A 16,299-nucleotide genomic window follows, 5' to 3' on the forward strand; every position below is an offset into this window, starting at 1 on the left:
CTCTTCATCTTAGAGGAGGGAAGCAGGATATGGAGGGCAGCGAAGCAATCCGGCCGGATAAAGACGGACCTGTCATTGTGCAGGAGGCTTGGGAGAACCTGGGTATCTATACCGGCGTGGAAAAAAGAGAAGGAACCTACTGGGTACGAACGGAACGCGGGGGAGCGGCCGTGGAATTTGTCACGGACGACATGCTGCGCATTAAATATTTCCTCGGAAATGATCCGGAAATGTCGACTACGGTCGCCATCGATCCGGCCGCTGCGGCAGGGGGCGAGGTTCAGGCACAGCAGGAGGAGACGGAAGGGGGCGTCCGGTTCCGCACGGCGTCGCTGGAAGTGACGCTGGACAAGCTGGGATTGTCCATGACCGTCAGGGACCTGGCAGGAACCGTGCTGGCTGAGCAGAAGAGCATCACCTTCAGCCCGGACGGATCGGCCTTCGGCGTGTACGACATGCCGCAGGATTCCCATTTCTACGGACTCGGGGAGAAATCGAGCTTCCTCGATAAACGCGGCGAGCGGTACACGAACTGGAACACCGACGTTTACGCACCGCATATGCCGGAAATCGAGGCGCTGTACGAGTCGATTCCGCTGCTGATTCATATGCACGGCGGCATCAGCTGCGGACTGTTCCTCGATAATCCGGGACGCTCGGATTTCGACATGCGCAGCCATGGAGTCGCCTTCACGGTCAGCTGCACGACAGGAAGCTACGACCTGTACTTCATCAACGGGCCGGAGCTGAAGGATGTCGTCAAGCGTTACACCGCTCTGACCGGGCGGATCAACCTGCCGCCGAAATGGGCGATCGGATATCATCAGTCCCGTTACAGTTACATGAACCAGCAGGAGGTGCTGGAGCTCGGCCGGACGTTCCGGGCGAAGCAGATTCCGTGCGACGTCATTTATTTGGATATTCATTATATGGACGAATACCGGGTGTTTACGTTCGATCCGGTGCGGTTTCCGGATCCGGCAGGCATGATCCGCGAGCTGAGGGAGATGGGGATCCGGATCGTGCCGATTGTGGATCCCGGCGTCAAGAAGGATGCGAAATACCCGATTTATCAGGAAGGGATCCGGGAGGACCACTTCTGCAGGAAACTGGAGGGGGAACTGTTCTTCGGCGAAGTATGGCCGGGGACAAGCGCCTTCCCGGATTTCACCGACGACCGCACAGCGAAGTGGTGGGCGGATCAGCATGCCTTCTATACTGAACTCGGCATCGAGGGCATCTGGAACGACATGAACGAACCGGCGGTGTTCAACGAATCGAAGACGATGGATCTGGACGTGATGCACCGCAACAACGGCAAGCCGCTGACGCATGAGGAGCTGCACAACATCTACGGCCTGCTCATGTCCAAATCGACCTTTGAAGGGTTGAATGAGCAGCTGGACCGCCGCCGTCCGTTTGTGCTGACCCGCGCCGGGTATGCGGGCATCCAGCGGTATGCGGCCGTCTGGACGGGAGACAACCGCAGCTTCTGGGAGCATATGGCCATGGCCATGCCGATGGTGCTGAACATGGGGCTCTCCGGCCTGGCGTTCGCGGGTCCGGACATCGGCGGCTTCGCCCACCATACCTCCGCGGAGCTTCTGATCCGCTGGACGCAGATGGGCGTCTTCTTCCCGTACTGCCGGAACCACTCGGCGCTCGAAACGGTGCGGCAGGAGCCGTGGTCGTTCGGGGAAGAGGCCGAAGCTATCCTGCGGGAGTACATTGGTCTGCGATATCGCTGGATGCCGCAGCTGTACAACCTGTTCCATGAGGCGGCCGTGACCGGGCTGCCGGTCATTCGCCCGCTCATTCTGGAGTATCCGCACGATCCGAACGTAACGAATCTGTGCGATCAATTCCTGCTCGGCGATAACGTGCTGATCGCGCCGGTCTATCGTCCGGACACCGACCATCGTGCCGTATACCTGCCCGAAGGGACTTGGCTGGACTACTGGACGGGCGAAGCGCATGAAGGCGAGCGGTATATCCTGGCCCACAGCCCGCTGTCCGTTATGCCGATCTACGTGAAGAAGGGCAGTGTGATTGCGGAAGGCCCGCTGAAGCTGCATGCCGAAGACGGAGCGGATGATGCGTTAACGTTCCATGTGTACGGCGCGGAAGCGGAAGGTGACTTTGCGGCTTCTTACCGCCTGTATGAGGATGACGGGGTGAGCTACGGGTACGAAGTCGGAGCTTACAGTGAGCTGGAGCTGAAGGTGCGGGCCGAGCAAGGCCGGCTTGTCCTGTCGTATGCTTACCCGCATCGGCAGTATGAAGCGAATCGCGAACACCTCCGCTTCGTGCTGCGCCGGCCGAAGCTCCGCCCGGCTGAAGTCGAAGGGCTCGGGCAGGTGACGCTTGAGCAAATGGAGCAGGGGGCGCTCGGCTGGGCCGTCGATGGCCAGAGCGGCGACCTGATCATTCAGGTCCAGGATCTGCCCGAAGGCGGACAGTGGGCGGTAATCTCCGCCTGATCAGCCTATATACAGATCTATGGTGGATTCAAGCCGGAACCGGTTCAGGGAGATTAGTGCTCCCGGGACGGTTTCCGGCTTTTTTAGTTTTTTTAGATATAAGAAAATTTAATTTTCCGAGAGTAGGCTTCCTGGTATTTCCACAAAAACGGTGTTAAATGCGGTCCGGCTTCGTTGAATGCTCATCAATGAGACGCTTTTACTCTGATGCTGCATGATCAGGTCAGGCAGAGGGCAGGTGGCCCCATGGTGGGCAAAAAGCATAAAAAATAGTGAAAAATGCCTAAAAAAGACCCGGATCTCGTTTTTAAATTCATGCGTTTTCGTATAAGATGGAAGTATATGTGTAATTACGGATACGACAGGAGACTACCATGAATCAACCGCTTTATGGCGTATGGCTTGGCGATGTGTTTTTTTGTTTTTCAGGAGAGATGTCCGAACCGAGAGTGGATGCATGGAGCAAAGTGGTCAAGCAGCTGATGCTGACGGACGGGACACGCCCTTTTGCCCAGGCTGCGCTCAGGCTGGCCGAACTCAAGTACCCGTCCGCGCATGCGGCTCAGCGTACGAGCCGCCGGGGGGAACGGCGCCAGCTCATGGGCAGAACGCTGGAGGGACTTGCCCTGAGCGCCGCAGACGCCTTCAGCCTGCTTCTCGCATGGGATGAGCCTTATATCCGGCAGGCGGGAATGGAGCCCGGGGCGGAGATGGGGTACTGGGCCCAGGCGGCCCGGTTCGCCCTGGAGCTGATGCTGCGCGGCAGTATCGCGCCGGGTACGGCCCCTGTGCCGACAAACGGCACCCGCCGCAAATCGGGCGAGCAGGCGCTGACAGCGGAATGGAAGCCGAGCCTGAACCAGCCGCAGGACGCGGAGCGGTTCCTGCAGCTGGCGGCGGCGATGCCGCCTGTGGCGCTTGGAGTACCGGCGCTATCCGGCAGGGATGCGATGACCAAGGAGGAAGCGGGGGCATTTTTGCTGCACTCGTTTATGGGCGCCATGATCCATGCACAGGTACGGGAAGTGATCCGTGAGAACGAGAGCAAATTTTCCCGCTACCATGCAGATTACCGGAGAGGATATTCCCCGGTGGCGGAGCTGTGGTGGAACAGTACCCTGACCGCCAGCCGGATGATCCCGGTTCAAGGGAGCACGGAAGAGATGGAGGAGCTGGCGTCCGCGGTTGGAGAGACGGGGGGGACCTCGATCCCGGCCGTGGAAAACGGGGATGCTGCGGCACAGGGCCGGATGCAGCTGGGACTGCGGCTCGAGCCCTGCCATACCGAGGAAGAGGAACGCTGGTGCGTCTCGTTCTGGGCTGAGTTTCAGGATGAGTTCGGGGCATGGATTCCCATCCGGGCCATCTGGTCGTATCAGGAACGGGATATCAGCCGCCGCGGCCGCGTCTTTCCGAATGTGAAGGAGCAAATGCTCCGTGCGCTCGGCGATGCGTCGAGGCTGTCCCCGGAACTGGCTGAAGCGCTGAGGAGCCCGGCTCCGGAGAGCCTTGAACTCACTACGGAGGAAATGATCGCCTTTGTCCGCCTCTCGGTTCCGAAGCTGACGAAAGCCGGAATCACGGTCCAGATGCCCTCCCGGTGGAGCCGGAAGGGGCGCCGCCGTGTGGGATTGTCGCTGAAGATGCTGGCGGAAAATGCAGGCGGAGGCGCGCCCGGCCATCCGGTGATCGGCCTGGAGCAGCTTGTCTCCTTCCGGGTGGAAGCCGCCCTTGAGGGCCACACCCTCACCCGGGAGGAATTGGCCGAGCTGGCCGAGTCGACCCTGCCGTACGTGAAATTCCGCGGGGAATGGATCGAGCTGGATTTGAAGGAAATCCGCCAGGTGCTGCGCTATATCAAGAAGCATGACGAAGGCGAAATGAACATGTCCGACTGGATGCATCTCAGTGCAGGAGAAGACGGTGAACGCACCTGGAAGGGCATTCCGGTGCTGGAGCTGGAGACGATGGGCTACCTGCAGTCCCTTCTTGGCGAGGAGGGGCCGAAGAAGGTGCCTGTCCGCCCGGTTCCCGCTTCACTGCACGGCGTACTCCGCCCTTATCAGGAGCGGGGCTACCAATGGCTGGCGGCGATGCGGGACATGGGCTTCGGCGTCTGCCTGGCCGATGACATGGGCCTCGGGAAGACGGTGCAGGTGATTACCTGTCTGCTGGAGCAGCACAAGGAAGGGAATCCTCCCGTGCTGATTGTGTGTCCGACCTCGCTGCTCGGCAACTGGCAGCGCGAAATGCAGCGCTTTGCCCCCGGGCTCGAGCTGTACATTCATCACGGCAACCGCCGCCTTCATGGGGATGAATTTTTGGAGCAGGCGCTTCGGCATGACGTCGTGCTGACAACCTACCATTTGGCCGGAAGGGACGGCTCCGACCTGGCCTCGGTGCTGTGGTCCACCGTCGTGCTGGACGAAGCCCAGTACATTAAGAACTACCGGACCAAGCAGGCGCAGAGCGTCATGAAGCTGTCGGCGCCTCACCGCATCGCGATGACCGGGACGCCGGTGGAGAACCGTCTCGGCGAGCTGTGGTCGATTTTCCAATTCCTCAATCCGGGTTATCTCGGTTCTTCCACATCGTTCCGGCAGCGGTACACGACAGGGGAGGTCGCGCCAGGGAAGCTGCAGGAGCTGCATAAGCTTGTATCGCCCTTCATGATGAGACGCCTGAAGAGCGATCCCGACATCCGCAAGGATTTGCCGGAAAAGCTGGAAATCAAATCTTACTGCACGCTGACCGAAGTGCAGGGAGCGATGTACCAATCGGTCGTGGACCAGATGATGGGCCAGATCGGACAGCAGACGGGGATCGCCCGGAAAGGGCTGGTGCTGTCCTCGCTGACGAAGCTGAAGCAGATTTGCGACTCGCCGCTTCTGCTCGGCAGGGAGGACGTGCGGGGCGCCAAAGCCGAGTCTTCCGGGAAAATGGAGCGGCTCTTCGATCTGCTTGACAACATCCGGGAAAATCAGGAGTCAGCGCTCATCTTCACGCAATACGTGGCGATGGGGCATCTTCTGGTGTCCAGGCTGAAGGAGCGTTACGGCAGGGCGCCTTTCTTCCTTCACGGCGGCGTGTCCAAACAGGAGCGCGACGACATGGTCATGGCCTTTCAGGAGGGCGAAGGCCCGTCCTTCTTCGTACTGTCGCTGAAGGCGGGAGGCGTCGGTCTGAATCTGACCCGGGCCAATCATGTGCTGCATTATGACCGGTGGTGGAATCCGGCGGTGGAGAATCAGGCGACGGACCGGGTATTCCGGATCGGACAGCAGAAAAACGTGCAGGTTCACAAGCTGATCTGCCAAGGGACGCTCGAGGAGCGGATCGACGAGCTGATCGAGCATAAAAAGTCGCTCTCCGAGCAGGTCGTCGGTTCGGGAGAAACGTGGCTGACCGAGATGTCGGATCACGAGCTGAAGGAATTGATCATGCTGCAAGGGGAAGACTGGATGTAAATGTAAACCGGCGGCTTAGGGCTTCCTTAAGCAGGCTGCGGCTATCATGTTAATTCGACGCTTCTGATTTTTTGGGGGCACTCCAAGGAGGGAACAAGGGATGAAGGCACAAGGTAAAGACCGAACGGAGCTGATCGTGGAAGCGGAACCCGGATTGATCCGGGCTCAAGGGACAACCGCAGAAGGCCGTGAGGAATGGACCCTCGGCATTCCGGTGACGGTAGACGGAGCTGTGCCCGCAGGCACCATCGTGGAGAGGCTGGCCGATTGCCCCGCCGACCTTTATTTACTGCTTCAGGAAAGCCAGCTGCCTTGGCTGGATGAGCTGCTGGGGCAAACCGCCCTGACCTGGGGTGAGGCGGTCTGCAGCTGCGGCGCAGACGGATGCTCCCATGCTTCGGAGTCGATGCCGGCCATCCGTCAGCGCTTGGCGGAGGAGCCGCTTCTCATGCTGGCACTGCTGGGGCTTCCTCGTGAGGAGCTGCTCGGCCGGGTCTTCGGCGACTGGGCTGGTTCCCTGCCCCCGGGTGACGCCAAGTTGGCCGACGGCGACCTGTCCTCCCTGGAGGAGAAGGGCAAAGGCGGACCGTCTCCCGGCGAATGGCTGGCAGAAGCGGCGCAGCAGGGCATGCTGCATGAACCGGGAGCGCCGTACCGGGAGGTGGCCGTCCATCTGAAGGCGGTGCCCGCCAAGGATATGCCGGAGGAGGATTGGTCGGGCCTCCTGCCCAAGGTGACGGCAGCCCGGCAGGTGATCCGCTCGATCAAGACGCAGACTGCTGCGAGAGCCAAGGAGCAGCTGAAGCGGGTACCACCGGCTGCCGCTGGGCTGGTCCCAGCCCCAGCTCCGACTCCGGCTCCGGCTTCGGAGAAGAGAACATGACCGGGCCATCCCGCGCCGGAAGCCGGGGCGCCTGCCTTCTGGCGGCGCTGATCCTCTCGGCGTCCGCCGTGCTCAGCGGCTGCGAGCGGTCGGAGGGGGCAGGGCGGGAGAGCGGACAAGCCCTGCACGCTCCCGGAGGCTCGGATGCGGGAGGGCAGGCGGGCCTTGAGCGGGTCGCCGATCCTGTACTGGCCAAGCGCAGCGAAAATTCGCTGCAGGCTACGGCCCGGACCGTGAACGGGAAGCAGGTGGTGACGAATCCGGATGCGGTCACCGTGGTAGTCAACAAGCAGCGCAGCCTTCCGGAAGGGTATGCCCCTCCCGACCTCGTGGAACCGGACGTGCCCTTTACGTTCGACGGGCACCATGAGAAACGGCAGCTGCGAAAGGATGCCGCCGCCGCGCTCGAAAGGCTGTTCGCCGGGGCATCGCAGGCCGGCTTGGAGCTTCGGGCCGTCTCCGGCTACCGCTCGTATGAGCGCCAGCAGGCCGTTTACGGGCAGCATGTCCGCACCAAGGGGGCGGAGGAAGCCGCCCGCGTCAGCGCCGTCCCTGGGACGAGCGAGCATCAGACGGGCCTGACGATGGACGTTTCGAGCCCCAGCGTCGGCAACGTGCTGGGGACTATATTCGGCTCGTCCGAGGAAGGGCGCTGGCTTGCGGCGCATGCCGCGGAATACGGCTTTATCGTCCGGTATCCCGACGGAATGGAGAGCGTGACCGGCTACGTGTACGAGCCGTGGCACATCCGCTATATCGGAACGGACCTGGCACCGGACATCGCCCGGAGCGGGCTTGCGCTCGAGGACTATTTTGACGAAGCGAACATGAAGCTGTAATGGCGTTCCATCTAGATATACGCCAATAAGCCGTCCCCCTAGTTCGGGGACGGCTTTGTTTCACTATTCAATCGTTGTATAACTCGATCCATGGTCGCTGGTCTTTTTCGCAACCTCAAATTTCACCCGGTATTAGCTTTCTCCCTCGTGCATTTCATGCAGGGCTCCCTCGATTAAATCGCCGTTCTCCGCAAGAATCTCCTGGCGGAGCCGGAGCATCTGGTGATCCAGCTTGTCGGCGGCCTGGGAAGCTTCTTTCAGCTCGGCCACCACATGGGGCGGAACCTGCTTGTCATATTTGTAGAAAATAATATGCTCCATGCTCGCCCAGAAATCCATGGCCAAGGTCCGCATCTGGATTTCAACCTTCATCCAGCGAGTGCCTTCGATCAGAATCAGCGGCACGGCCACGATGACGTGCAGGCTCTGGTAGCCGTTCGGCTTCGGATGGGCGATATAATCCTTGACCTCAATCAGCCGGATGTCGTCGCGGTGGGTTAAATGGTCAAGCAGCCGGTAAATGTCCTGGACAAACGCGCAAACGATCCGCATGCCGGCGATATCGTGGATATGATTCAGGATATTATCCATCGTCAGCTCATATCCTTTGCGCTCCATTTTGTTCATGATGCTCTTGGGTTCCTTGATCCGGACCTTGATATGTTCGATGGGGCTGTAACCGTCCTGCAGCTTCAGTTCGGTCTTGATCAGCTTGATTTTGCTCTGAAGCTCCTCCAGGGCCAGTTTGTACAGCATCGGAAGCTTCTTCCACTCTTCAAATTGACGGAGCAGGTTGTTATCTATATCGAGCTGATGGAGGTCTTTCAACGTTACGGGACTTACGACGAGCTGTTGGTTCTGCTGTTCGTTCATGCCAATCTCCTACCTATCTGCAAATTGGGGTGCTGTATAGAATGAATGAAAGAAATGGCTGCTTTAGTTCATTCTATTTATGTATTCATTTTACCTGAAAATAGGAGGGTGAAGCAAAGCAAGACGGCAGTGCAGCAATCCTGTAAAGGCCGCAAAAGCCCCTGCCATCCGCCCGAATTCCATGTACCGGAGTACCGGAAAGTCAGGCGGGGCAAGGGCCGGAAAGGGATATGGGGATCATCCCTTTATTTGTTCAGAGGAGATCCTTCATACCCTTTATCGTGGTAATCGGTATGCTGCATTTTACCTAAAATATTCATGTCCTCGATCGTGCGCCGCGTTTTTTCGTCCCCGATCTCATGCAGATAAGCATACACGGCGATCAGTCTATCGTTATACTCATCAGCCGCTTCATCATGGTCGGCCGATTTATACGGAACAAAGGTGCGTTTGAACGCATACTCGTCTTCCTTGGTGAGATCCTCCAGCAGATCCCGCAGCTTTGACACTTCCGTCTCGGTCATCAGGACCTCATACTCGGCGGAGTCATTGGGCACATCTTGAATCAGCTGATGGCTCACAGAAATATAGTAACGCTTCTTATCGGTATCCATAAGGCAGATTCCTCCCTTATCCATGGCATCCGCGCATCCCGTGTGTTGGCAAGTTCCGGTGGATGCTCCGGACAGGCATGAACGCTTTTACTGCTTTTTACACGAGACCGGCCGGTTTGAATCAGGAAATCACCTCAGCGTCTGGGTGAAACGGGCTTGGGCGAGTCCGGATGGGGCAGGATGCCGAAAGCTTCATGCAAAAAGCGGGAAGGCGCCGACGGCTTGCCGTGGTAGTACGCGGGCGAGCTGATATACAGCCTCTCCTTGGCCCGCGTGACCGCGACATAAGCGAGCCGCCGTTCCTCCTCCAGCGCCGCGGCCGCCAGCTGCTGCTCGTCCGTCAGCGCTTGTCCGGCTTTGATATCGGCCGGAGGCTGCTTCTTCAAGGCGGAGCTGTGCGGGAGAATCCCTTCACTGGCGCCGATCCAATACACCTGGCGGAATTCCAGCCCCTTGGCCCGGTGGATCGTCATGAGCTGAACGGCGCTGCCGTTCCGTTCCTCCCGGGCCGCCTCCATCTGCTCATGGCGGGCCGTCAGCTCGTCTGCATAAGCCACGAACTCCTCAATGGTATCAAAGCGTCCAGCCGCACTCTCGAACTCCTCCAGCGTATCGCTCACCATCTCTTTATACTGGGTATAAATGAGAGGATCGCCCGCCTGAAGGTACTTGTCATAGAACTGTCTGCGCATTTCCTGAATGGCATAGGCCGGTTTGAGGGATTTTAGCGACTTGATGAACCGGATACGCTCCTTGACCGCCTCCTGCTGAAAAGGCTGAAGCCGTTCCCACCGGGCGAGATGGATGAGCGGGTACTTTTTGGCTTGGAGCTTCTCCTGCTGCCGGATATAAGCCATACCGTCCTCTTTCGGTACATACAAAGGACCCAGCACGCTCTGCAGCGATTCCTTCCGCCGGGGCGTCAGGCTGAGCCGCAGGTGATCCATCAGCGGTTTGATCAATGTCTGGTCGTAGAATACCGGTGCGCTGCCGAACTGGACAAAAGGAATCCCGCACAGCAGCAGCTGCTCCAGTACGGAACGGCTGCTGTCGGACGTCCGGTGCAAAATGGCGATATCGCCATAGTCCAGCCCATCCCGGCCGACATGCTCCTGGATATGCTGAACGACCCAGCGGGCCTCTTCATCCGGGGTTGCAGGGGTCAAGTACGCAGGCTTGAAGCCGCGCGCTCCCGCCGCGAGCAGCTCCTTGGGCCGGCGCTGCCGGTTATGCCGGACGAGGGCGCTCCCCAGGCCGAGAATCCGGCTGTCGCTCCGGTAATTGATGTTGAGATTCACGATTTTGGTGCCCGGATAGACGCGGTCGAACTCAAGAATCGATTCCTGCCGGGCCCCGTTGAACGAATAAATGGTCTGGTCATCGTCCCCGACGACCGCCAAATTGTGCCGGGGTTCGGCCAACCGCCGGACCAGGTCGTACTGGATTGCGTTGGTATCCTGAAATTCGTCGACCATCAAATAATGAAAGCGGTCCTGAAGCCGTTTCAGCGTAGCCGGGTTGTCGAGCAGCTTCCGGGCATGCAGGAGGATGTCGTCAAAATCCCACTGGTTCCGCTGTGCCTTCCAATCTTCATAACCGAGCAGAATGCGTTTGACGGCGGATTCTTCTTTGGTTGCCTCAGGCAGGTCAGCCGGCCATCCGCCCTGCATTTTCCAGGCGGACAGAGCCGCCAGCAGCGTCTCGGGCTGATAGGATCCGGTGTGATCCAGGCGGCGCAAAATCATTTTCATGATGGTGTGCTGGGCCGTGAATTCTCCAAAAATTTGCTCGGTATATCCGTGCTGGCGGAGCAGCAGCAGTCCGAAGGAATGGAACGTCCTCGCTTCTACGGCACGGGCCGCGGCTGCGGAAATGCCGGGCATGCGTCCGATTCTTTCCTTAATCTCCTTGGCGGCCTTGCTCGTAAACGTGACCAGCAAAATCCGGGAACCTGGGATGCCGCGGACCGCGATCAGGTAAGCCGTCCGGGCGGCCAGAACGGTCGTTTTGCCGCAGCCGGCGCCCGCCAGGGCGAGCATTGGCCCGTCGCCGTGGCGTACGGCATCGATCTGCGGTGCGTTCAGCAGGATGCCCATCCGCTCCAGTTCGCGAAAGAAAAACGCGTCCGCGTCGCCTGCGCCCACCAGCTCCCGGCTGGTGGAGAGGGATGCGGGGCGTGCTTGGGGAACCGGTGAGGAAGAGGGCACCTTCGCAGGCACGCTATGTATCGAAACATTCAGATGTATGGGGGGCTGAGCCATCGATAGGACCTCCTTTTATGGCTGTAAGGGATTGCCTTTTTCACAAGTGCACTGTAAATTTGGTATGATATATGCACATCCGGAAAGGATGCGCCTGCAGCCGCTCGATTTCAAGCTCCCAGATTCAAGGCCGTTTGACGGCAGGCCCGGATTTCACAGGAAAGCTCCGGCATGGTATCTTGGTAATAGGCAGCCCGGGCAGCGGCCTGGGCAGATGATATGAGCTCAAGGGCACAGATTACTATTGTAAATGATCATTTGGAATGAATAAATGGGATGACATGGAAACTGGAGGAGAGAACTCATGAACATTATTCAGCGCCTCAAAGAAGGGGCTAACCGCGCAACGGAAAAGGCTCAGGGAACGCTGGAGGTCAGCAAGCTGAACAGCCAGATTGCCGACATCGAACGGGAAATGGGCATTCACTACAGAGAGATGGGAAAAGTCTTCTACGAAGGCTACCGCATTGGCGATATGAGCAAGGCCGAGAAGGAAATGGTCGACCTGTGCAAATCCTGCGACCTGCTTCAGGAAGAAATCGATGAGCTGCGTACCCGGATTGCCGAGCTGAAAAACGAGCGGCTGTGCAAATGCGGATACGTCGCCACGCTGGATGCCAACTTCTGTCCGTCCTGCGGAAGAAAGCTGGCGGATGATGGGGTGAAGCCGAGCGAGCCCGCCAAACCGGTCGGTTTTGCTTTTGATGAAGAAGCGATTTTCGGGAGCAAGGCTCAAGATGAGCCATCCTACCGGGAAGAACCGGAGGAGCGGGAATATTCCGGCCAGCAGGAAGCCGCAGCCGCGGTGGAACAGGACTACGACTATGAGTTTCCGATGAGGGAAGCGTGGGATGATCTTGACCTTACCGACACCGACGAAAATGATCCGGAAGCGGAGCGGGAGCGTCGCCAGGCCGAGGAACTCGAACGCGAGCGGGAACGCCAGCTGGAGCTGGACCGCCGCATCCGCTATTGGAAGGAAAACAGCGGAGACGGCGATACGGGGGCGCGTGAAGAAGGTCCGCGCGATTCGGTGAAATGCCAGATTTGCCGTGCAGACCTGCCTAAGGGCTCGAAGTGGTGCCCGAGATGCGGTGCGGAACAGATTTAGGGGTGCGAGAAACAAATGATTGCGCTTAATAGAAGCTTTTTTGGCGGACAGCGGTTTTAGGCAGCTTTGGGAGGACAAAACGTAATGGAACAACTGCTACATCATCTGCGGAATCTGGGATTCACGGAGATGGAAGCGAAAATAATGGTGGAGCTGGCGGGCAAGGGCCCGTCCTCCGGATATGAGGTGGCCAAGGGGCTGGGCGTGTCCCGTTCCAATGTGTACTCTACGCTGCAGCGGTTATGCCAGCAGGGATATCTGCACCGCAGCGAAGGGGATCCGGTCCGCTACAGCATGCTGAAGACGGAGGAACTCACCCGGATGATCGCGGGGCAGATGAAGGAATCGCTTTCGTTCATCGAAAACCGGATGCCGCGGGTGGAGCCGGATCAGCAGCCCTTCTACAACGTGGAAGGGGACCGGAACGTCATGGAGGCGCTGGCCCGAGAGCTCGAGCGGGCGGAGCACGAGATCGTCGTCGACGTCTGGCGCGAGGAAGCGGCTTTGATGCGCAGCGAGCTGGAGCAGGCCGAGCAGCGGGGGGTGAAGCTGCTCTGGTCCTGTATCGGCAGCGATACGGGCATGGAGCGGCTGCTTCCCTGGCCGGCGTGGAATCAGGACGCAGGGGACCGGCACACCTTGAAAGGCCGCAAGTTCTCCTTTGTCATTGACCGCCGCTGGTGCATGCTGGGCATGCGCGGGGAGGACTGCGTGACGCAGGCGCTGGTCACCGAGCATCCCGTGATGGTGGAGCTGCTGCTTCACCATTTTACACAGGAAATGGTGCTCTACGAGGTGGAGCAGGACCTGGGCGGCGAGCTTGCGGAGCGGTACGGTCCGGCTTACGAGCGGATCTACCGCAAGTATGTGGAAGTCGATCCGCGTGAGGCTGACTCGGAAGCCATCGGGGATTTTGACGGTACTGAGGATTCGGAGGAAGTATAAAGCACGAAAACGGGTACCGTTGAGACGGGACCCGTTTTGTCTAATGAAATCCGGCGTTAGATGGTTCATGGCATGAACGATTCTCTGCGACGGATCGGCCGCACCGGGGTCTCGGGGTTTTGGGATGTGCTAATCCCGTTACAGTTCGCGCAGCTTCATAAAAACGGTGTGATAATAATCACTGTTATGCGGTACAAATTGCTGTAAGCTCACTGTACACGCAAAGGTTTCGGTGTCGGAAGCAGGCCGCGGTTCCGAAAGGATGCCGGTTGCCTGCATTTCCCAAATTCCGCCATTCGCCATTTTCAGGGCATCGTCCAGGCCGGCTTCGTAGAGACCAGTCAGTTCCTCGACCTGAAGCTTGTAGGCGGCTAACGGCAGATCCAGCTTGGCGCCGAAGATGAAGCATCTCTCCCTGTCGATAAAAGCTTTTCCCCCTGCTGTCCCCCGATTCTCGTAATCGGCGGTTCCGAGCGGGATCAGCTGGTCCAGGCTGACGGTGACGCCGAGTTCTTCCTCGAGCTCCCGGACTGCATCGGCGACGGTTTCTCCAGCCGCCAGATGTCCGGCTGCGGTAATATCGTAATAACCCGGGAAGGTGTCTTTGGACGTCTGGCGCTTCTGGAATAGAACCTTACGTCCATCCGGCGTATCGCGCACGATCCAGCAGTGGAACGTATGGTGGAGATAACCCTTGGCATGAACCTCTTCGCGCGGAGCGGTGCCGATCCATTCGTGGTCGTCGTTATAAATGTCGAAGAACTCTTTCTTCATGTGGCGAAAACCTCCATTCATATTTTTGAATTATGGAGGATTACCGGCAAAGTAGCAAGACTGGAGACAGGCTGCTGAAAATAAGCTTTTAAGTAGAGCGTTTTGATCATGAACAGAGAAAGGGGGGAGCATTGATGGAATGCATCGTACGGTTTGAGGTCAAATATCCGGAAGGGAACAAGCAGCTGCGAGGCTTGATCTGGACGGGGGAGGACGGACACCCCACCGAAGATCAGCTTATTCAAATGTTTAAGGACATGAAATATAACGTGAGGGCCTCCGAACGAGAACAGCTGCAATTTGTTCCGCTCGACCCGGGCGCGGGATATACGTCGATTCGGATCACGGAGCTGGACACCGGAAAAGAGAAGTACACGGAAGACCGTGATTTGAAAAACGTCATCAGCACGCTGATGCCAAAAGGACCGCTCGGCCTCTGATCCCGGAAGTGAATTCCGAAAGGGGCTGGCGGTCTTTTTTATAGGAAAGTATAACACCTGCAAACCATCAGGAGAGCAAGCTCTCCATCAAGTCCGCTCGGTCAGGTCTGTCTACTTGCTGGGACCCCTCAAGCCTGCTGCGGCTCAAGATCGGTATCCAGCACAGAGGTGCAGTGCGCACAGCGCGTAGCTGCTGCAGGAATTTCCGACAGGCAGTAAGGGCACTCTTTGGTCGTTTTCTCCGGCTCGGGCTTTTCGTGCTCCCGGTTTTTGATCCAATTGATGCCTTTAACGAGCAGGAAAATACAGAACGAGATGATCAGAAAATCGATCACCGTATTCAGAAACTGCCCGTAAGCAATGACGGGTGCTCCGACCTCTTTCGCCTCCGCTAGTGTGGTGACCTTGCTGCCGTCCTTCAAGGTTTTTCCGGTCAGGCGGATAATGAGATCGGAGAAGTTCACACCGCCAAGAAGCACCCCGATCGGCGGCATAATAATGTCGCTCACGATCGAGGAGACGATTTTCCCGAACGCTCCTCCTATTATGACCCCGACGGCCAGATCGATCACGTTGCCGCGCACTGCAAATTCTTTAAACTCATGAATAAATCCTTTCATTTCACCAAACCTCCTGAATGTCATGCATCTATTCTAGCAGATATTCTATAGGGCATTGTAACATTGAAACTGGTATTTGTTTCTGAAATGTTTTCAAATTGTCCATCAAATACCTCTTTATTTTTCAGCCTATTATGCGTTATACTTCATGCATTGTCATTTCATCAGTCTATGAATGAATATAGGTTTCTCGTATATGTGCAGGAATCGGCCTGCATGTCTCTACCCGATCACCGGAATGATCGGACTACGGGATGAACGATATTTTTCGGGCGCTTGTCCGGAATGTTTGAGTTTGTCCTGAGTCCGTCTGTTTCCGCCGATCAAGGCAGGGGATGAGATGGGCTTTTTTGTATTTTACAGAGGAATGGACGTCATCAAAGGGGGAAGCAAGTTGCAATTACTTAAGCAGAAAGTACTGGATGAAGGGATCGTGCTCAGCAATCAGGTGCTGAAGGTGGATTCGTTCCTGAACCATCAGATGGATCCTGTTCTGATGAAGGAAGTCGGCCGCGAGTTTACGCGCCGGTTTGCCGGGGAGGCCGTGAACCGGGTGCTTACGATCGAATCGTCCGGGATAGCCCCCGGAATTATGACCGCCTTGGAGCTGGAAGTGCCGATGATCTTTGCAAGAAAGCAGAAGTCATTGACGCTTCGTGACGATATTTTCGTGGAAAAAGTATATTCCTTCACCAAGCAGGAAACGAACGAAATTACGGTGGCCAAAAAGTTCATCCAGCCGGGGGACCGGGTGCTGATCATCGACGACTTTCTGGCGAACGGCGAAGCGGCCTTTGGACTGGCTCGGATCGTGGAGCAGGCAGGCGCGACCGTTGCCGGAATCGGCATCGTGATCGAGAAGGCGTTCCAGCCCGGCGGGCGGCTGCTGAAGGAAGCCGGCTACCGCGTTGAGTCACTGGTCCGCGTAGCGGCACTGGATGACGGCAAAGTGACTTTTGCGGATCAAGACTAGCTCATTTATAAACAATACA

Annotated in this window: 13 protein-coding genes and 1 riboswitch; of the genes, 8 read left to right on the plus strand and 5 right to left on the minus strand. The window is 57.8% G+C overall.

Going from position 1 to position 16,299, the window contains the following annotated elements; all coding sequences use genetic code 11:
• Positions 1-29: 29 nt before the first annotated feature.
• From ABID47_RS20460 to ABID47_RS20475, 4 genes are all read left to right on the plus strand, one after another.
• Positions 30-2,480, plus strand: coding sequence for a glycoside hydrolase family 31 protein (locus ABID47_RS20460; RefSeq protein WP_354499442.1), 2,451 nt, complete (start codon positions 30-32; stop codon positions 2,478-2,480).
• 374 nt (positions 2,481-2,854) lie between these two features.
• Positions 2,855-5,947 carry a DEAD/DEAH box helicase gene (locus ABID47_RS20465; RefSeq protein WP_354499444.1) on the plus strand — a complete coding sequence of 1,031 codons (3,093 nt, stop codon included), beginning with the start codon at positions 2,855-2,857 and terminating at the stop codon, positions 5,945-5,947.
• 100 nt (positions 5,948-6,047) lie between these two features.
• Positions 6,048-6,830: a hypothetical protein gene (locus ABID47_RS20470; RefSeq protein WP_354499446.1), complete on the plus strand. Its 783-nt coding sequence runs from the start codon at positions 6,048-6,050 to the stop codon at positions 6,828-6,830.
• The gene (locus tag ABID47_RS20475) at positions 6,827-7,669 is read left to right on the plus strand and encodes a M15 family metallopeptidase (protein ID WP_354499448.1); all 843 of its coding nucleotides are present in this window, start codon (positions 6,827-6,829) and stop codon (positions 7,667-7,669) included. The genes ABID47_RS20470 and ABID47_RS20475 overlap by 4 nt, the downstream gene beginning before the upstream one ends.
• A gap of 132 nt (positions 7,670-7,801) precedes the next feature.
• Here the strand turns inward: ABID47_RS20475 and ABID47_RS20480 are convergent, their stop codons facing one another.
• The 3 genes from ABID47_RS20480 to ABID47_RS20490 form a co-directional block, all read right to left on the minus strand.
• Positions 7,802-8,542, minus strand: coding sequence for a GTP pyrophosphokinase (locus ABID47_RS20480; RefSeq protein WP_105445654.1), 741 nt, complete (start codon positions 8,540-8,542; stop codon positions 7,802-7,804).
• 245 nt (positions 8,543-8,787) lie between these two features.
• The gene (locus tag ABID47_RS20485; protein WP_105445653.1) at positions 8,788-9,156 is read right to left on the minus strand and encodes a hypothetical protein; all 369 of its coding nucleotides are present in this window, start codon (positions 9,154-9,156) and stop codon (positions 8,788-8,790) included.
• A 134-nt stretch (positions 9,157-9,290) separates the two neighbouring features.
• The gene (locus tag ABID47_RS20490) at positions 9,291-11,417 is read right to left on the minus strand and encodes an ATP-dependent helicase (protein WP_354499451.1); all 2,127 of its coding nucleotides are present in this window, start codon (positions 11,415-11,417) and stop codon (positions 9,291-9,293) included.
• Between the two features lie 304 nt (positions 11,418-11,721).
• On the opposite strand from ABID47_RS20490, the gene ABID47_RS20495 reads away from it, so the two are divergent.
• Positions 11,722-12,528: a zinc ribbon domain-containing protein gene (locus tag ABID47_RS20495; protein ID WP_354499453.1), complete on the plus strand. Its 807-nt coding sequence runs from the start codon at positions 11,722-11,724 to the stop codon at positions 12,526-12,528.
• Between the two features lie 84 nt (positions 12,529-12,612).
• Complete coding sequence (locus ABID47_RS20500; protein WP_354499455.1) at positions 12,613-13,473, plus strand: TrmB family transcriptional regulator; 861 nt, start codon at positions 12,613-12,615, stop codon at positions 13,471-13,473.
• 138 nt (positions 13,474-13,611) lie between these two features.
• On the opposite strand, the gene ABID47_RS20505 is transcribed toward ABID47_RS20500, so the two are convergent.
• Positions 13,612-14,247, minus strand: coding sequence for an NUDIX hydrolase (locus ABID47_RS20505; RefSeq protein ID WP_354499457.1), 636 nt, complete (start codon positions 14,245-14,247; stop codon positions 13,612-13,614).
• 134 nt (positions 14,248-14,381) lie between these two features.
• On the opposite strand from ABID47_RS20505, the gene ABID47_RS20510 reads away from it, so the two are divergent.
• A complete protein-coding gene (locus ABID47_RS20510) occupies positions 14,382-14,687 on the plus strand; it encodes a hypothetical protein (RefSeq protein ID WP_076172867.1) in 306 nt (101 codons plus the stop codon).
• Positions 14,688-14,815: 128 nt separating this feature from the next.
• Here ABID47_RS20510 and mscL read toward each other — a convergent pair whose 3' ends face one another.
• On the minus strand, positions 14,816-15,307 hold the full coding sequence (mscL, locus tag ABID47_RS20515) for a large conductance mechanosensitive channel protein MscL (protein WP_354499459.1): 492 nt from the start codon (positions 15,305-15,307) through the stop codon (positions 14,816-14,818).
• Positions 15,308-15,477: 170 nt separating this feature from the next.
• Positions 15,478-15,577, plus strand: a riboswitch (purine riboswitch).
• A gap of 124 nt (positions 15,578-15,701) precedes the next feature.
• Here mscL and ABID47_RS20520 point away from each other — a divergent pair.
• The gene (locus ABID47_RS20520; protein WP_076172869.1) at positions 15,702-16,280 is read left to right on the plus strand and encodes a xanthine phosphoribosyltransferase; all 579 of its coding nucleotides are present in this window, start codon (positions 15,702-15,704) and stop codon (positions 16,278-16,280) included.
• Positions 16,281-16,299 lie beyond the last annotated feature (19 nt).

Origin of the sequence: Paenibacillus favisporus (assembly GCF_040545415.1) — a bacterium.
GTDB lineage: Bacteria > Bacillota > Bacilli > Paenibacillales > Paenibacillaceae > Paenibacillus_AQ > Paenibacillus_AQ favisporus.

Excerpts from the sequence above, each read along its gene's own strand:
- ABID47_RS20460 (WP_354499442.1), top strand. The coding sequence starts at position 30 with ATGGAGGGCAGCGAAGCAATCCGGCCGGATAAAGACGGACCTGTCATT.
- ABID47_RS20465 (WP_354499444.1), top strand. The coding sequence starts at position 2,855 with ATGAATCAACCGCTTTATGGCGTATGGCTTGGCGATGTGTTTTTTTGT.
- ABID47_RS20470 (WP_354499446.1), top strand. The coding sequence starts at position 6,048 with ATGAAGGCACAAGGTAAAGACCGAACGGAGCTGATCGTGGAAGCGGAA.
- ABID47_RS20475 (WP_354499448.1), top strand. The coding sequence starts at position 6,827 with ATGACCGGGCCATCCCGCGCCGGAAGCCGGGGCGCCTGCCTTCTGGCG.
- ABID47_RS20480 (WP_105445654.1), bottom strand. The coding sequence starts at position 8,542 with ATGAACGAACAGCAGAACCAACAGCTCGTCGTAAGTCCCGTAACGTTG.
- ABID47_RS20485 (WP_105445653.1), bottom strand. The coding sequence starts at position 9,156 with ATGGATACCGATAAGAAGCGTTACTATATTTCTGTGAGCCATCAGCTG.
- ABID47_RS20490 (WP_354499451.1), bottom strand. The coding sequence starts at position 11,417 with ATGGCTCAGCCCCCCATACATCTGAATGTTTCGATACATAGCGTGCCT.
- ABID47_RS20495 (WP_354499453.1), top strand. The coding sequence starts at position 11,722 with ATGAACATTATTCAGCGCCTCAAAGAAGGGGCTAACCGCGCAACGGAA.
- ABID47_RS20500 (WP_354499455.1), top strand. The coding sequence starts at position 12,613 with ATGGAACAACTGCTACATCATCTGCGGAATCTGGGATTCACGGAGATG.
- ABID47_RS20505 (WP_354499457.1), bottom strand. The coding sequence starts at position 14,247 with ATGAAGAAAGAGTTCTTCGACATTTATAACGACGACCACGAATGGATC.
- ABID47_RS20510 (WP_076172867.1), top strand. The coding sequence starts at position 14,382 with ATGGAATGCATCGTACGGTTTGAGGTCAAATATCCGGAAGGGAACAAG.
- mscL (WP_354499459.1), bottom strand. The coding sequence starts at position 15,307 with ATGAAAGGATTTATTCATGAGTTTAAAGAATTTGCAGTGCGCGGCAAC.